The sequence below is a fragment of the Labrenzia sp. 011 genome (assembly GCF_003075075.1).
GTDB lineage: Bacteria > Pseudomonadota > Alphaproteobacteria > Rhizobiales > Stappiaceae > Roseibium.
Window position 1 is genome coordinate 78123 of record NZ_QCYM01000001.1, and the last position, 14267, is coordinate 92389.

Consider the following 14267-nt stretch of genomic DNA (forward strand, 5'->3'; position numbering starts at 1 on the left):
GGAATTGCTTCCTGTGCGGCCTTGCCGGCCCCGGCGTCCGTTAACTCGCGGCCCGCCGTCCGGCCCGGCCGCCCCTGCGGCGTCCGCCCGTACCGGCAGGGGTTTCCTGCGCTGCGGCACTTGTGCCCGGAGCCGCCGGCTGATGATCCCGGTAGGTGGTGATCCATTGCTGGCAATTCGGATCGGTGCCGTTCAGGACATTCGCGGCGCGCACCGCCTCCATTTCCTGCGGACGGCAGGGGTTCATGATGGCGGACGTCATGCCGGCACCGATCACCATCGGAATGAAGCCGGCGTTGATGCCGTGGCGGTGCGGCAGGCCGAAGGAGATGTTGGACAGGCCGCAGGTCGTATTGACCTTCAGTTCCTCGCGCAGGCGGCGCAGAAGATGGAAGACCTGCTTGCCGGCCGTTCCCATGGCGCCGATCGGCATCACCAGCGGGTCTACGACGATGTCATGTGCGGGGATGCCGTAATCGGCCGCGTGCTCGACGATCCTCTTGGCCACGGCAAAGCGCACGTCCGGGTCTTCGGAAATACCGGTCTCGTCATTGGAGATTGCGACAACCGGCACATTGTATTTCTTGATGAGCGGCAGGATCGCTTCCAGCTTTTCTATCTCACCCGTGACCGAATTGACCAGCGGGCGGCCCCTGGCGACCTCGAGCCCCGCCTTGATCGCGGCGGAAACGGAGGAATCGATGGATAGGGGAACATCCGTAAGCTCTTGAACAATCTCAAGAGTCTTGACCATCAGGGGAGGCTCTGTCTCGTTCGGATTGACCGCCGTCACACCGGCATTGATATCCAGCATGGTAGCGCCGGCAGCGACCTGGGCCAGCGCATCCGCCCTGACCGTGTCGAAATTGCCCTCGATCATTTCGGCGGCCAGCTTCTTGCGTCCGGTCGGATTGATCCGCTCCCCGATGACGCAGAACGGCTGGTCGAAGCCGATGATGACTTCCTTGGTGGCGGAGGCGACGAGGGTGCGTGTCATTTAGGCGCTCTCAGTGACGGTCAGGGATGAGGAAGGCGAGCAAAAAGACCAGCTCTTGCGGGCATGGAGCCAGTTGGCGGTCTTTTCGATGCCGCCGAACGGATAGACATGGATCTGCGCAAGCTGGCATTCCGGCTGGCTCATGAGGCGGTTCTCGAGCGGATCGACCATGGTTTCCGGATCATAGCCCGCCATCAGGGAAACGACGGCACCGCCGCGCTTCTTGAGAAAGTTCAGCGAGTTCTCGACCCCGGCGAAGGCTGCGTATTTGAGCAGTGTCGTCATCTTGGCCGGTCCGGCTACGCCGACGTGAACCGGAAACCTGTTGCCCCAGGCGCGCAGTTCGTCCAGCCACAGGCTGACACGGTGCGGATCGAAGCCGAACTGGGTGACGATCCGGAACTCCGCGTCGCTTCCAGCGGCGATCTCGTGCTTGCGAGTGAGGAAGGACCGGATCACCTCCGGACGGATATCTGGCGCGCCCTCCGGGTGGCCGGCGACGGCGATCTTGAGGATTCCCAGCCTGTCGAAGAGACCGGATTCCAGGAGGTCGACCGACGAGGTGAGGGGGCCGGGAGTTTCCGCTTCGCCGGCGATCGCCAGGACTTCGGTGACGCCGGCCTCCAGAACGAGACGCTTGATCCGGCGCTCGAAAGCCGCGAAATCCGGATAGCGCCGCGCGGCCATATGCGGCACGGCGACAAGGCTGTTTTCGTTCAGCGTGCGGGCCGCGGCAACGATCATGTCTTCCGGCGCGTTGCCCAGATCCGTGACATAGACCTGCGTGCCTGCGGGAATATGGGCGAGCAGTTCGGTCTTCTCGACCACCTGCCTGGGGGACATTTCGGTGGAGGCGGCAAGCCGCCCGGTCGCCGACGGGTGCTGATCACTCATTTTCCGTGCCTCCGCTTGCAAGCAGGGTTTTCAATCGCTCTTTGGGGTATGCGGCAACCATGTCGTTCAGGGCGGCTTCCGCTTCGGCCTCGAGATCGTCGGAGACATCGACCGGTGCGGCGCGGCGCCATTCGGCCATATAGGCGTCGCTGTCCTTCGCACCGCTGCGCATGGCACAGGCGTCGATCGCTTCCATGAACACCGGCGGCATTTCGCGGCGCGCGGACTTGCGACCCTTTTTCACCAGGATCTGTGCCGGGATATCCCGCCAGTAGACAATGATCTTCTGCGCCATGGTCTTTTCATCCCCTTGAGAATATCAATGCAGGAAACGCAGGTTTCCGGTCGGCCCGATAGCGGCAGAAACACGTGAAAAACCGACTTGTCCAAAGGCGTTTGCAGGATGTTTCAGGTTCGGGCGCCGGTTTCCAGGAACGGAGCCAGCAGGCCGTATCCGGTGCGGCGCATCTCGAAAGGCAGGCTCAGACGCTCGGCGGCCTGCCGGGCGGCCTCTTCCAGGGCGGGGTCGTCGGTCTGGGCGAGGTAGAGCACCCGTGTGTAATGGGCGAAATACATGTCTCGCAGCTGCGGATGCCAGTCGAGGCCGAGCGGTTCGATCACCATGGTCTGGAAATGCCGGGCGAGGAAATCCGTCAGATAGAAGGTTCCCAGCTGGTCATCCTCCATCCGGTCGAAGGCTTCCGGTTCGGAAAAGAAGGCGTAGCAATGGGCGCCCGCGATCCGGCGTGCGCCGGTTTCCTCCAGCACCTGGTCGAGAAGGCCGCCGGTGCCGCAATCGCCATAAGCCACCAGTATGTCCGAATAGGCGTCCCGGTTCGCCAGGATCGTGCGACGCACCTCGCCCGGAATCTTCTCCGGCGAATTGTGCAGCTTGGCGGGCAGGCAGGTCAGGTCGATATGGTCCAGACCGTTCATGTTGCGGATGGCGACGATTTCCCGTGCAAGGGCGCCGCAGGCAATGACGAGCACACGACCGATTTCATCGTCCGCGCCATAATCGCCATCAACCGGAAAAAGAGGCTCCCCCGCATTCATATCGGCAGCCTCCTGGAACATGGTCGCTAACCCTTGTTGGCAAGCCGGTTGTGACGCCGGGCGATCAGGTCCTTGGCCATTTCCACCGCGACCGCCGCATCCCGGCAATAGCCGTCCGCACCGACCGCGTCGCCGAATTCCTGGTTCAGCGGCGCGCCGCCGACGAGCACGATATAATCGTCCCGGATGCCCTTGGCCTTCATCTCGTCGATGACGACCTTCATGTAGGGCATGGTGGTGGTCAGCAGGGCGGACATGCCGACGATGTCGGGCTGATGTTCCTCGATGGCCGCCAGATAGTTCTCGACCGGATTGTTGATGCCGATGTCGATCACCTCGAAGCCGGCGCCTTCCATCATCATGGACACCAGGTTCTTGCCGATGTCGTGGATGTCGCCCTTGACGGTGCCGATCACCATCTTGCCGACCTTGGGCGCGCCGGTTTCCACCAGCAGCGGGCGCAGGATGCCCATGCCCGCCTTCATGGCATTGGCCGACAGCAGCACTTCGGGCACGAAGAGAATGCCGTCGCGGAAGTCGATCCCGACGATCCGCATGCCTTCCACGAGGGCCTTGGTCAGAACGTCATAGGGGGTCCAGCCGCGTTCCAGCAGGATATTGACCCCTTCCTCGATTTCCTCCTGCAGACCGTCATAGAGGTCGTCATGCATCTGTTCGACGAGTTCGTCGTCGGACAGGGAGGCGAGATCGATATCGTCATCGGACATAGGCAGCTCCAGCAAGGCGCATCAAGGCCATCAACTAAAAAACCTTATGCTGCAACCTGGATTAGTCGATATCCTCATTACGACACGGCTAGTCGTTTTCGCGACAGCATGTCCGTTGTGAAATTCTTGAAAAGACACGCGCTCGACATAGCGGTGTTAACAATTTGTTTTTTAAAGGAAACAGAGCGAGCATGGCCGAAAACATGAACTGGAAAATAGTAGCTTTTGAAAATAAGTTAGGTGTTCCTCGTTCCGTCTATATTTCAAACCGCCAAAAATCCATGCAATTCGGAGCTCTTGGCGAGGCGCTCAGCCACATTTCCTCCGAATTGTATGAGAGAGCTCTTCGGGCTCATCTGATAAAGCAGTTCGAGGATTCAGCCTTCCAAGCATCCGTCAAAAAACGATTGGATGAAAGATCAGGGCTCGGTGTACTAATCGTGGTTGGCTACCACGTGACAATGAGTTCCGGTGGCCCTCGATATCAGAACGTTCGGGTAACTTTGGGGCCATCTGCGCCATCTGCGTTTGTTGCCATCCAATGGAATGACGCGCAGGGTTACATCGTGCCAGATCTTTCGCCAGCTCGATATAAGCAGGAGTACATGTGGTTGGAGCCGACTGGCTTGGATATGAATAGGGTTTTCCGACACCAGCTTCCCAAGGACATCTGTGGATTCTCTGAGTACATGTTCAATGAGTTGATGCCTTGACGCCAAGATCAATCGGGCTGTTTGGGTACCTGAAAACTTAAAACAGACCGACGATCTGTCCGTCGTCATCCAGACCGATATGGTTGGCCGACGGCACGCTCGGCAGGCCGGGCATGGTCATGATGTCGCCGCAGATGGCGACGATGAAGCCGGCGCCGGCGGCCAGGCGCACTTCGCGCACCGGCACGCTGTGGCCGGTCGGAGCGCCGCGCAGGTGCGGGTCTGTCGAAAAGGAATACTGGGTCTTGGCCATGCACACCGGCAGATGGCCGAACCCGTCGGCCTCCCAGCGGCTGAGCTGATCGCGCACGGTCTTGTCCGCCAGAACCTCGTCGGCCCGGTAGATCCGCTTGGCAACGGTTTCGATCTTCTCGAACAGGGACAGGGTGTCGTCGTAGAGCGGGGCGAACTGGGCCGTGCCGCTTTCGGCGAGCGCCGCGACATGTCCTGCCAGATCCTCTGTGCCCGCGGAGCCGTCGGCCCAGTGGGTGGCGAGGATCGCCTCGACGCCGAGTTCGGCGCAATAGTCTTTCACCGCCCGGACCTCCGCCTCCGTGTCCGCCGTGAAGTGGTTGATGGCCACAACCGCTGGAACGCCGAACTGCTTGATGTTCTCGATGTGCCGGCCGAGGTTGGCGCAGCCTTTGAGAACGGCCTGCACGTTCTCGGCCGCCAGGTCATCCTTGCCGACGCCGCCATTCATCTTCAGCGCCCGGATGGTCGCGACGATGACTGCGGCATCCGGATGCAGTCCGGCCTTGCGGCACTTGATGTCGAAGAATTTCTCCGCGCCCAGGTCGGCACCGAATCCGGCTTCGGTGACAACGAAGTCGGCCAGTTTCAGGGCGGTTCTGGTGGCGGTGACCGAGTTGCAGCCATGGGCGATATTGGCGAAGGGGCCGCCGTGGATGAAGGCCGGGTTGTTTTCCAGAGTCTGGACCAGGTTCGGCTGCAGCGCTTCCTTCAGGAGAACGGTCATGGCACCGTCCGCTTCCAGTTCCCGGGCGGTCACCGCAGTGCGGTCGCGCCGGTAGGCGACGATGATGTTGCCCAGGCGCCGCTGCAGGTCTTCCAGATCGGTCGCCAGGCACAGGATCGCCATGATTTCCGAAGCCACGGTGATGTCGAACCCGGATTCGCGCGGGAAACCGTTGGCGACACCTCCGAGCGAACAGACGATGGAGCGAAGCGCCCGGTCGTTCATGTCCAGGACGCGGCGCCAGGTGACCCGGCGCTGGTCAATGTCCAGCGCATTGCCCCAGTAGATATGATTTTCGATCAGCGCCGCGAGCAGGTTGTGGGCCGAGGTTATGGCATGAAAATCACCGGTGAAATGCAGGTTGATGTCTTCCATCGGCACGACCTGGGCATGGCCGCCGCCCGCCGCGCCCCCCTTCATTCCGAAACACGGGCCGAGCGAAGGCTCCCGCAGGCAGATCATCGCGTTCCTGCCGATCCGGTTGAGCCCGTCGCCAAGGCCGACGGTGGTGGTGGTCTTGCCTTCGCCGGCCGGGGTCGGGTTGATGGCCGTGACCAGGATCAGCTTGCCGTCCTTTCGGCCATTCAGGTCTTTGAGGAAATCCGCGGAGATCTTGGCCTTCGTGCGGCCATAGGGCAGGAGCGCTTCATCGGGAATATTCAGCCGCGCGCCGATTTCAAAGATGGGTTTCATGCTGGCGGCACGGGCAATGTCGATGTCGCTGGCCATGGGGTGTTGCTCCAAGCGTTTCCGGATTTTTATCGGGGGTGAGTGGTACGAGACTGCTTTGCTCCCCTTTGTATAAACGCTACGGGCGAGCGCGGTGCAGCAATTGTTTCATATGCGACAGGCTGGGCTCCGGAAACGACGGTTTCCGGCAACTTCAGGTGAAGCCGATATCTCCGGCCGGCAGGAGTGGCCACACCGTCGCGACGCCGCGCAATCGGTCTGGCCGGCTCCCCGGCGGTCAGTGCGCCCTGTGGCGAAGCACGGTGGTGAGAAACAGCAGCATGGTGAGAACTGCAAGAACGGACCCGATCTTGGCGAGCGCTTCGCCATCCTCGTTGATGGCAAGCACGATGCCGGGCACCAGCACCAGGACGGTCAGAAGGGCCAGGACGAAATGAACGATGGCAAGGCGTCCTGACGCGGCCTTGGGGACGAGAGCGTAATAGGTACCGAAAACCGCCATTGCAACGAAGCCGATCAGATTGAGATGCCCGTGGGCCGGTGCCAGGACGTGATCGGCAGTCATCGACATGTGAATGCCCCAGAGCATTCCGATCAGTGCAAAGATGACGGCGGACACAAAAAACATGCGTGGTATGAATGACATAATACTTCCCTCCTGAAAAAAATGCCGCGATGTCAATAATCCGTCCTCGCGGCACTCGTGAAAAATATCATGGTTTCCAGTGGTCCAGCTATTGAAAAAGAGCAATTGCATAATCCGGCAGAACGGATTTTACTTCCGTCATGACAGATAAGCATATCCTTTCGCGCCTGCCCGCCCGTCTCAGGAAAGCCCGCCGTGCCCAGGGGCTTTCGCTTGAGGCGGTTGAAAAGCTTTCGGGGGTCTCCCGCTCCATGGTGAGCCAGATCGAGCGCGGCGAATCCAATCCCACGGTCGCGACCCTGCTCAATCTCACCCGGGCGCTGAATGTTGATTTCGCCGGACTGCTCGGCGAGGAAACCGCCGAAGACCGGGTCGAGATCCTGCATGAAGACCAGACCCCGGCGCTGGACCGGACGGGGGACGGCTGCCGGATCCGTATTCTCTCGCCGCCGCAGGACGCCGGGCGCTACGAAGTCTACGAGTTGATATTTGCCGAGGGCGGCATGCTCGACAGCAAACCGCACGAGCGCGGAACGCGCGAGCAGCTGATCGCCGAGGACGGGCAGTTGCAGGTGACCTCCGGCGTCGCCAGCGGCGTCATCAGCAAGGGCGACACCGCCCGCTACGCCGCCGACGTGCCCCATCGCATCGAGGCGGTGAACGGACCTGCCCGGGCCATATTGCTGGTGGTGAAAGTCTAGGGTGTGATCTCCGGAAACAAGTTTCCGTCATATCGGAAATGGAATCTTTTATTCCGAATGAAAATCCGGCATAGTGGACAAAAGTTCCATCTTGACGGAGAAATCCCGTGTCCGATGCATTCCTGACCCATATCGCCGAGACCCTGAAAGAGATCGAGGCGGAAGGCCTGTACAAACGCGAGCGGCTGATCACCTCGCCGCAGGGCGGGCGGATCACGGTCGGCGGGCAGGAGGTGATCAACCTTTGCGCCAACAACTATCTCGGTCTGGCCGATCATCCGGCCCTGGAAGAGGCGGCACGCAAGGCGCTCGGCCCCAAGGGCTACGGCATGGCCTCCGTGCGCTTCATCTGCGGGACCCAGGACATTCATCGAGACCTCGAGCAGCGTCTGGCAAAATTTCTGGGCAAGGACGATTCCATTCTCTTCGCAGCCTGTTTCGACGCCAATGGCGGGCTGTTCGAGCCGCTGCTCGGTCCGGAGGACGCGATCATATCGGACGCGCTCAATCATGCCTCGATCATCGACGGCATCCGACTGTGCAAGGCCAAACGCTTCCGCTACGCCAATTCCGACATGGCGGATCTCGAGGCGAAGCTGAAGGAAGCGCGGGCGGCGGGCTGCCGCCACATCATGATCGCCACCGACGGCGTCTTCTCGATGGACGGCTATCTGGCCAATCTCCCGGGCATCACCGAGCTGGCCAGACGCTATGACGCCGTGGTGATGGTCGACGATTGCCATGCGACCGGTTTCATGGGGCCGAAGGGCGAGGGCACGCCCGCCCATTTCGGTGTCGATGTCGATATTCTCACGGGAACGCTCGGCAAGGCGCTGGGCGGCGGTATCGGCGGCTACATTGCCGGGCCGCAGCCGGTCATCGACCTTCTGCGTCAGCGGGCAAGGCCCTATCTGTTTTCCAATTCCCTGCCGCCGGCGGTCGTCATGAGCGGTCTCGAGGCGATCCGGCTGGTGGAAGAAGGCGGCGACCTGCGCCGGCAACTCTTCGACAACACCCGCTACTGGCGCACCGGCCTGGAAAATCTGGGGTTCACGCTGCTGCCGGGCGAACACCCGATCGTGCCGGTGATGCTGGGCGAAGCGCATCTGGCGCAGGCGATGGCCTCGCAGCTCTTCGAGGAAGGCGTCTATGTCTCCGGTTTCTTCTTCCCTGTGGTGCCGCGCGGCCAGGCGCGTATCCGCACACAGATGAATGCGGCGCTGACCGGAAACGATCTGGACCGCGCGCTGGAGGCCTTCGAAAAGGCCGGCAAGGCGACGGGAGTCCTGTCATGAGCAGCAACCAGATGAAGGCGCTTTGCAAATCCGAGCCGAAGGAGGGCCTTTGGATGACACGGGCGCCGGTGCCGGAAATCGGCCCGGACGACGTACTGATCAGGGTCAACAAGACCGGCATCTGCGGCACCGACATCCATATCTGGAACTGGGATGAATGGGCCGCGCGCACTGTCCCCGTGCCGCTGATCACCGGCCATGAATTTGCCGGTGAGATCGTCGAGCTCGGCAGAAACGTCACGGATTTCCAGATCGGTCAGCGCTGTTCCGGCGAGGGCCATCTGATCGGCAAGAACTCCCGACAGTCACGGGCGGGCAAGTTTCACCTGGATCCGGAAACCCGGGGCATCGGCGTCAACGAGCAGGGGGCCTTTGCCGAATATCTGCGCCTGCCGGCCTTCAATGTCGTGCCGCTGCCGGATGAAATCGACGACGAGATCGGCGCCATACTCGATCCGCTCGGCAACGCGGTACATACGGCGCTCAGCTTCGACCTGATCGGAGAGGACGTGCTGATTACCGGGGCAGGTCCGATCGGCATCATGGCCGCGGCGGTTGCCCGCCATGTCGGCGCCCGCAACGTGGTCATCACCGACATCAATCAGGCGCGCCTCGATCTGGCGGCCCGGGTCACGGATGTGGTGCCGGTCAATGTCGCCGAAGACGATCTCAAGGGCATCGAGAAGAAACTGGGCATGCGCGAGGGCTTCGATGTCGGGCTGGAGATGTCCGGAAGTCAGGCTGCTCTTGATCAGATGGTCGACAATCTCGTCATGGGCGGTCGGATCGCGCTGCTCGGCATACCACCCGGAAAATCGCCGGTGGACTGGTCGAAGATCGTCTTCAAGGCGATCACCCTCAAGGGCGTCTACGGCCGCGAGATCTTCGAGACCTGGTACAAGATGATCGCCATGCTCCAGAACGGCCTCGATGTGCGCAACGTCATCACCCACCGTTTCGCCGTCGATGACTTCGAACAGGGCTTTGCCGCGATGAAATCGGGCGCGACCGGCAAGGTGGTCCTCAACTGGAGATGAGGACGTCTTCGCAGCGCCTCGGAAGGGCCGCTCGCGTGCCGTGATTTGTCCGACCCGGCACGCCTCTCACCAGACACTGGCGATTTTCGCCCAGTGGTTCCGGCTGTGTTTCCGCTATGACGTGCCGGCGCTGGGACCGCAGCCGGCATGTCTCTTGTCGATTGAGGTCCGGATACCCGTCAGCCGGCGTTATGTCAGGAGAACCCTGCCTTCTGCGGCAGACCCATCTTCTTCAGGATCATCACGACCGGGCAAAGGCCCGTGAAGGACGCCTGTATCAGGTGGGCGCCCAGGATGCCGGTCAGCCAGAGCCAGTTGATGTTGACGTAGACGGCCAGCAGTACCGAAGCGAGCACCAGCACGCCGACAACCAACATAATTCCACGTTCCACTGTCATGACAGCCTCCGTTCGATGAATAAATTCGATATATTGAAACTATTCCTTTCTGCGGAGAAATGCCAGTCATTCGGCGCGCCATTTCAGCGCAGCCAGCCCGGCTCGAAACTGATGTCCGTGCAGCCGGAAAACCGGGCGGTCCTGCCGAGTTCGGCTTCCAGCCGAGCAAGGCGCCCCTTGGTCATGCGGATGCCGTCTTCCGGCCAGAAGGCGCGGATGTGAAGCCGCTCTTCACTGCGGAGTGCCTTCATGTCGATCCGGCCGATCAGCCTGTCGCGCTCCAGGACCGGAAAGACATAATAGCCGTATTTGCGCTTGGGCTCGGGAACGAAAATCTCGATCCGGTAGGAGAAGCCGAACAGGCGCTCCGCCCGTTTCCGGTCGCGCAGAGCCGGGTCGAAGGGCGACAGAATACGAACCCGCGCCGGAGGATCGGCAAGGGCGTCCAGCGTCTCCAGAGTTTCTGGACAGGCAAAGGTCTTGCGCGGCGTTCCGTCGACGCACTCGATTTCGATCTCCACGATGGATCCTGTCTCCAGGGCGTTCTGGCACCACAGTTTAGCCTCCTGCGGCGTGATCAGGTCCCAGAAGGCAGCAATTTCGCCGGAGGAGGCGAAGCCGAGCCGGTCGAGCGCCGAGCGGGCGGCCCAGTCGATCGTCTCCTGCGTGTCGAAGCGCGTCGCCAGATGATCCGGCGGAATGACACGTTCCGTCAGATCATAGACCTTCCTGAAACCGTCCCGCCCGCAGACGGACAATTCACCCGTACGCCACAGGAATTCCAGCGCGGTCTTCGACGGGTGCCAGTCCCACCAGCCGCCGCTGCTGCGCTTTTCGTCTTCGCCGACCGTTGCCGAGGTGACCGGTCCGTGCGTGCTGATCTGTTTGAGAACTTCATCGAATTTTTCCTCGAACCCGTTGCGCCGCCAGATCCGCCAGCGTCCGATGAGCCTCTCCTTGTCGCGCGCAAACCTCAGGCGCCAATGGGGAAAGAAAGCCGCCGGGATCACCGATGCATCGTGGGTCCAGTGCTCGAACAGATGCCGGTCCCGCTCCAGCAGATGCTTCAGGTTCTTTTCCTTGTAGGCGGGTCTGCGAGCCGCAAGGATCATGTGATGGGCCCGGGCGACCGTGTTGATGCTGTCCACCTGGACGAAGCCGAGCCTGTCGATGACAGCCGCCAGATCATCGCCCTTGCCACTGCCTTTCGGAGCGCTGCCAAGTCCGTGTTTGTCGAGGAAGAGCCGCCGGGCGGAAGCATTCGCCAGTCTGGGAAAGGTCGAGGGTGTCATGACGGCGAAGCTAGCAGCTTCGCGCAGGAGGGGAAACTCCGGCAGTCTCCTTCCCGAATAGTCTTTCAGGCGCGAATGGGGGCGGTTCAGGCCCGACCGGTGTGAGGGAAGGCGCACTCCGCGCTGTCCCGGCCCTGAGCCGGGACCTGCATGTGGCCCCGGCTCAGGGCCGGGGCTTTCCTTTATGATCCTCTCCGATCGCAGGACTGGCGGGCAACGCCTATTTGGCGACGAGACGCATCGGTGTTGCCGTGCCGACGCCGGAGGTCGGCTTGGTGTTGGCCCATTGATAGGACTGGCGTTCCTCGGTCGGGGTGCACAGGAAGCGCTCCCGGTAACATTTGGTGAAATGCGAGGTCGAGGCGAAGCCGCAGGCCAGAGCGACGTCCAGAACCGGACGACTGGTCCGGCGCAGCAGGTCACGTGCCGTTTCCAGCCGCAGGCGCAGGTAGTACTGGCCCGGCGTGCAGTTGAAATGACGGCGGAACAGCCGCTCCAGCTGGCGCGGGGACAGGCTGACCGTCATGGCAAGTTGCTGGCAGCTCAGCGGATCCTCGATATGCAGGTCCATGATGCGGATGGCATCGAGGATCTTCGCGTTGGAGATGCCGGTGCGCGCCTCTATGTCGTGCCGCTGAGCGGATTCGCCTGACCGCATGTTCTGGTAAAGCGCGACCTCGGCCACTTCATGGGCGAGATAGGCGCCATGCTGGATGGCGATCAGCCGTAGCATCATGTCCAGCGAGGCCATGCCGCCGGCGCAGGTTATGCAGTTGCGGTCGATGGCGAAAATGTCGGAGGTGACTTCCACGTCCGGAAATTCTTCCCTGAGCGAGCGCAGATTTTCCCAGTGAATGGTGCAGCGGCGCCCGTCCAGAAGATTGTAGCGGGCGAGCAGATAGGCCCCGGTGCAGATCGCACCGAAGGTCCGGCCCATGGCGTTCAGGCGGCGCAGCTTGCTGCCGAGATCGGGATCCAGCGGCAGGCGCTCCACGTCGATTCCAGTACACAGAAGCGTAACATCGGCATCGTGAAGTTCGCGAATAGACTTGTTTACAGAAACTTCACATGAGTTACTTGCAACGACTGAATTCCCGTCAAGGGAATAAGTTGTCCATGCATAATAATCTCGGCCCAGCAACCTGTTTGCTATTCGGAGCGGTTCGATGACGCTGGCGAATGCGTTCATGGAAAACCGATCCATCAGCACGAATGCTATTGTCTGGCCTGTTTCTTCGTGGGCACGTCCGGACATTTACTTAGCCTCGTTGGAAGGTATTATTTCTTATTATCTTTTGATATCAGTAAGTTTTGCAATTTCTATTTATCTGTCAAATAAAAAACGAGATAATTCCAAACATTCTCGAAATGGTCACAATTCGACCTGCCTCTCTGCACAGGCGGGAAGCCCGTTGGAAAGTTTTTCATCGCGTGATGCCGTTTTTTTGACCTGTTCCGGCGTCAAGGTGGCGGCGCTCGCTTGTCCGGTCGCGTGAATGTCCCCGCGCGAAGGATGTGCATGATCGTCCTGTCAAATAAGGCGGAATGCCCGCGTTCCTGTGGCCCTGGACAGGGAAGGGGCGGTGGGTTCGGCCGAATCCGGAGGATTTCGTCCTGAAGGCTGCCCCGACATCGCGAACAGGGGCATAATTAGAATGATTTTTTTGCGTAACAGCGATTTCATGGATCAGGGTTGCTTCAAGTCAAGGCGCGAGTGGTGGTACATGAAGCATCAAGTGAATTGAGCGATGACCCACGGACACCGATTGAAATGAATGTACTTGCCAAGCCCGCAGACCTGGAAGCCGCCGCACCCGCCGGTGCTTTCGTCGAGGAAGTGAAGACCGTCCAGCATTACACGGACCACCTGTTTCGCTTCCGCATGAGCCGCCCGGCCAGTTTCCGGTTCCGGTCCGGCGAATTCGTCATGATCGGCCTGATGATCGACGGCAAGCCGCTCTACCGGGCCTATTCCATCGCAAGCCCGGCCTGGGATGAGGAACTGGAATTCTTCTCGATCAAGGTTCCGGAAGGTCCGCTGACATCGCATTTGCAGAAGATCCAGCCGGGCGACGCCATTCTGATGAAGAAAAAACCCACCGGCACGCTCGTCAATGACGCGCTCGTGCCCGGCAAGCGGGTCTATATGTTCTCCACCGGAACCGGCATCGCTCCCTTCGCCAGCCTGATCCGCGACCCGGATACCTACGAGAAATTCGATCAGGTCATCCTTACCCACACCTGCCGGGAAGTCGCTGAACTGAAATACGGCGAGGATCTGGTCCGGGAGACCATCAATGATCCGCTGATCGGCGAGTTCGCGAAGGACAAGCTGGTGCATTACACGTCGGTGACGCGCGAGGAGTTTGCGCGCAAGGGCCGGATCACCGACCTGATCAGATCCGGCAAGCTGTTCGAGGATCTCGGCATTCCGCCGCTCGACCCGGCCATTGATCGCGGCATGATCTGCGGTTCCATGGACATGCTGCGCGACACGAAAGCCCTTCTCGAAGAAGCCGGACTGACGGAAGGCGCCAACAACAAGCCCGCCGAATTCGTGGTCGAACGGGCGTTCGTCGGCTGAGCCGCATTCAGAACGGAAGAAAGACCTGAAAGGCCGGCTTCGCCCGGCCTTTTTGCTGTTTGTCTTCCGGCAGGCCGGGCGGGCACCTGCGTGGCTCTTGCCGAACAGTTTCCCGAAGCGGTCGGACAGATCCCCGTTTGACGATGGCGGGTATTATCTGTGGAAGGCCGTGCCTGGGGCGGGCGGATCAATATCAACTGTATGTGGCTTGCAATAGTCTGGGACGAATCTGCTTTGAAAAACATGGATCCCAACTT

The 14267-nt window shown here is 60.8% G+C and carries 16 protein-coding genes; 6 read left to right on the top strand and 10 right to left on the bottom strand.

What is annotated here, in order from left to right; all coding sequences use genetic code 11:
* Window positions 1-40: 40 nt before the first annotated feature.
* The 5 genes from DCO57_RS00380 to DCO57_RS00400 all read right to left on the bottom strand — a co-directional run bounded on the left by DCO57_RS00380 (window position 41) and on the right by DCO57_RS00400 (window position 3675).
* On the bottom strand, window positions 41-997 hold the full coding sequence (locus tag DCO57_RS00380) for a methyltetrahydrofolate cobalamin methyltransferase (protein ID WP_116696880.1): 957 nt from the start codon (window positions 995-997) through the stop codon (window positions 41-43).
* Entirely contained in the window at window positions 998-1891 is an 894-nt protein-coding gene (locus DCO57_RS00385; protein ID WP_116696881.1) for a methylenetetrahydrofolate reductase, read from the bottom strand. It abuts the gene before it with no gap.
* A complete protein-coding gene (locus tag DCO57_RS00390) occupies window positions 1884-2186 on the bottom strand; it encodes a virulence factor (RefSeq protein WP_116696882.1) in 303 nt (100 codons plus the stop codon). Before DCO57_RS00390 ends, DCO57_RS00385 begins: the two co-directional genes overlap by 8 nt.
* Before the next feature lie 113 nt (window positions 2187-2299).
* Entirely contained in the window at window positions 2300-2968 is a 669-nt protein-coding gene (locus tag DCO57_RS00395; protein ID WP_116696883.1) for a DUF1638 domain-containing protein, read from the bottom strand.
* A 5-nt stretch (window positions 2969-2973) separates the two neighbouring features.
* On the bottom strand, window positions 2974-3675 hold the full coding sequence (locus tag DCO57_RS00400; protein WP_116696884.1) for a B12-binding domain-containing protein: 702 nt from the start codon (window positions 3673-3675) through the stop codon (window positions 2974-2976).
* A 191-nt stretch (window positions 3676-3866) separates the two neighbouring features.
* Here DCO57_RS00400 and DCO57_RS00405 point away from each other — a divergent pair, with 191 nt between their 5' ends.
* Complete coding sequence (locus DCO57_RS00405; RefSeq protein WP_116696885.1) at window positions 3867-4388, top strand: hypothetical protein; 522 nt, start codon at window positions 3867-3869, stop codon at window positions 4386-4388.
* Between the two features lie 37 nt (window positions 4389-4425).
* On the opposite strand, the gene DCO57_RS00410 is transcribed toward DCO57_RS00405, so the two are convergent.
* Entirely contained in the window at window positions 4426-6096 is a 1671-nt protein-coding gene (locus DCO57_RS00410; protein WP_116696886.1) for a formate--tetrahydrofolate ligase, read from the bottom strand.
* Between the two features lie 238 nt (window positions 6097-6334).
* Complete coding sequence (locus DCO57_RS00415; RefSeq protein WP_116696887.1) at window positions 6335-6703, bottom strand: hypothetical protein; 369 nt, start codon at window positions 6701-6703, stop codon at window positions 6335-6337.
* A gap of 140 nt (window positions 6704-6843) precedes the next feature.
* Between DCO57_RS00415 and DCO57_RS00420 the strand changes: the two genes are divergently transcribed.
* From DCO57_RS00420 to tdh, 3 genes are all read left to right on the top strand, one after another.
* Window positions 6844-7404 (top strand): XRE family transcriptional regulator, encoded by a 561-nt coding sequence (locus DCO57_RS00420; RefSeq protein WP_116696888.1) that lies wholly within the window; start codon window positions 6844-6846, stop codon window positions 7402-7404.
* Between the two features lie 107 nt (window positions 7405-7511).
* On the top strand, window positions 7512-8699 hold the full coding sequence (locus DCO57_RS00425; RefSeq protein ID WP_116696889.1) for a glycine C-acetyltransferase: 1188 nt from the start codon (window positions 7512-7514) through the stop codon (window positions 8697-8699).
* Entirely contained in the window at window positions 8696-9736 is a 1041-nt protein-coding gene (gene tdh, locus DCO57_RS00430) for an L-threonine 3-dehydrogenase (protein WP_116696890.1), read from the top strand. The genes DCO57_RS00425 and tdh overlap by 4 nt, the downstream gene beginning before the upstream one ends.
* 194 nt (window positions 9737-9930) lie before the next feature.
* Here the strand turns inward: tdh and DCO57_RS00435 are convergent, their stop codons facing one another.
* The 3 genes from DCO57_RS00435 to DCO57_RS00445 all read right to left on the bottom strand — a co-directional run bounded on the left by DCO57_RS00435 (window position 9931) and on the right by DCO57_RS00445 (window position 12681).
* Window positions 9931-10134: a DUF2892 domain-containing protein gene (locus DCO57_RS00435; protein WP_116696891.1), complete on the bottom strand. Its 204-nt coding sequence runs from the start codon at window positions 10132-10134 to the stop codon at window positions 9931-9933.
* A gap of 83 nt (window positions 10135-10217) precedes the next feature.
* The gene (locus tag DCO57_RS00440; RefSeq protein WP_116696892.1) at window positions 10218-11426 is read right to left on the bottom strand and encodes a crosslink repair DNA glycosylase YcaQ family protein; all 1209 of its coding nucleotides are present in this window, start codon (window positions 11424-11426) and stop codon (window positions 10218-10220) included.
* A gap of 220 nt (window positions 11427-11646) precedes the next feature.
* A complete protein-coding gene (locus DCO57_RS00445; RefSeq protein ID WP_116696893.1) occupies window positions 11647-12681 on the bottom strand; it encodes a GlxA family transcriptional regulator in 1035 nt (344 codons plus the stop codon).
* Between DCO57_RS00445 and DCO57_RS23435 the strand changes: the two genes are divergently transcribed.
* Window positions 12593-12922, top strand: coding sequence for a hypothetical protein (locus DCO57_RS23435; protein ID WP_165814584.1), 330 nt, complete (start codon window positions 12593-12595; stop codon window positions 12920-12922). The two genes, DCO57_RS00445 and DCO57_RS23435, sit on opposite strands and share 89 nt — an antisense overlap.
* Window positions 12923-13197: 275 nt before the next feature.
* Window positions 13198-14010 carry a ferredoxin--NADP reductase gene (locus tag DCO57_RS00450; RefSeq protein WP_116696894.1) on the top strand — a complete coding sequence of 271 codons (813 nt, stop codon included), beginning with the start codon at window positions 13198-13200 and terminating at the stop codon, window positions 14008-14010.
* The last annotated feature ends 257 nt before the right edge of the window (window positions 14011-14267 follow it).

Excerpts from the sequence above, each read along its gene's own strand:
- DCO57_RS00380 (WP_116696880.1), bottom strand. The coding sequence starts at position 997 with ATGACACGCACCCTCGTCGCCTCCGCCACCAAGGAAGTCATCATCGGC.
- DCO57_RS00450 (WP_116696894.1), top strand. The coding sequence starts at position 13,198 with ATGAATGTACTTGCCAAGCCCGCAGACCTGGAAGCCGCCGCACCCGCC.
- DCO57_RS00420 (WP_116696888.1), top strand. The coding sequence starts at position 6,844 with ATGACAGATAAGCATATCCTTTCGCGCCTGCCCGCCCGTCTCAGGAAA.
- DCO57_RS00445 (WP_116696893.1), bottom strand. The coding sequence starts at position 12,681 with ATGTCCGGACGTGCCCACGAAGAAACAGGCCAGACAATAGCATTCGTG.
- DCO57_RS00440 (WP_116696892.1), bottom strand. The coding sequence starts at position 11,426 with ATGACACCCTCGACCTTTCCCAGACTGGCGAATGCTTCCGCCCGGCGG.
- DCO57_RS00395 (WP_116696883.1), bottom strand. The coding sequence starts at position 2,968 with ATGTTCCAGGAGGCTGCCGATATGAATGCGGGGGAGCCTCTTTTTCCG.
- DCO57_RS00410 (WP_116696886.1), bottom strand. The coding sequence starts at position 6,096 with ATGGCCAGCGACATCGACATTGCCCGTGCCGCCAGCATGAAACCCATC.
- DCO57_RS00415 (WP_116696887.1), bottom strand. The coding sequence starts at position 6,703 with ATGTCATTCATACCACGCATGTTTTTTGTGTCCGCCGTCATCTTTGCA.
- DCO57_RS23435 (WP_165814584.1), top strand. The coding sequence starts at position 12,593 with ATGACGCTGGCGAATGCGTTCATGGAAAACCGATCCATCAGCACGAAT.
- DCO57_RS00390 (WP_116696882.1), bottom strand. The coding sequence starts at position 2,186 with ATGGCGCAGAAGATCATTGTCTACTGGCGGGATATCCCGGCACAGATC.
- DCO57_RS00435 (WP_116696891.1), bottom strand. The coding sequence starts at position 10,134 with ATGACAGTGGAACGTGGAATTATGTTGGTTGTCGGCGTGCTGGTGCTC.
- tdh (WP_116696890.1), top strand. The coding sequence starts at position 8,696 with ATGAGCAGCAACCAGATGAAGGCGCTTTGCAAATCCGAGCCGAAGGAG.
- DCO57_RS00400 (WP_116696884.1), bottom strand. The coding sequence starts at position 3,675 with ATGTCCGATGACGATATCGATCTCGCCTCCCTGTCCGACGACGAACTC.
- DCO57_RS00405 (WP_116696885.1), top strand. The coding sequence starts at position 3,867 with ATGGCCGAAAACATGAACTGGAAAATAGTAGCTTTTGAAAATAAGTTA.
- DCO57_RS00385 (WP_116696881.1), bottom strand. The coding sequence starts at position 1,891 with ATGAGTGATCAGCACCCGTCGGCGACCGGGCGGCTTGCCGCCTCCACC.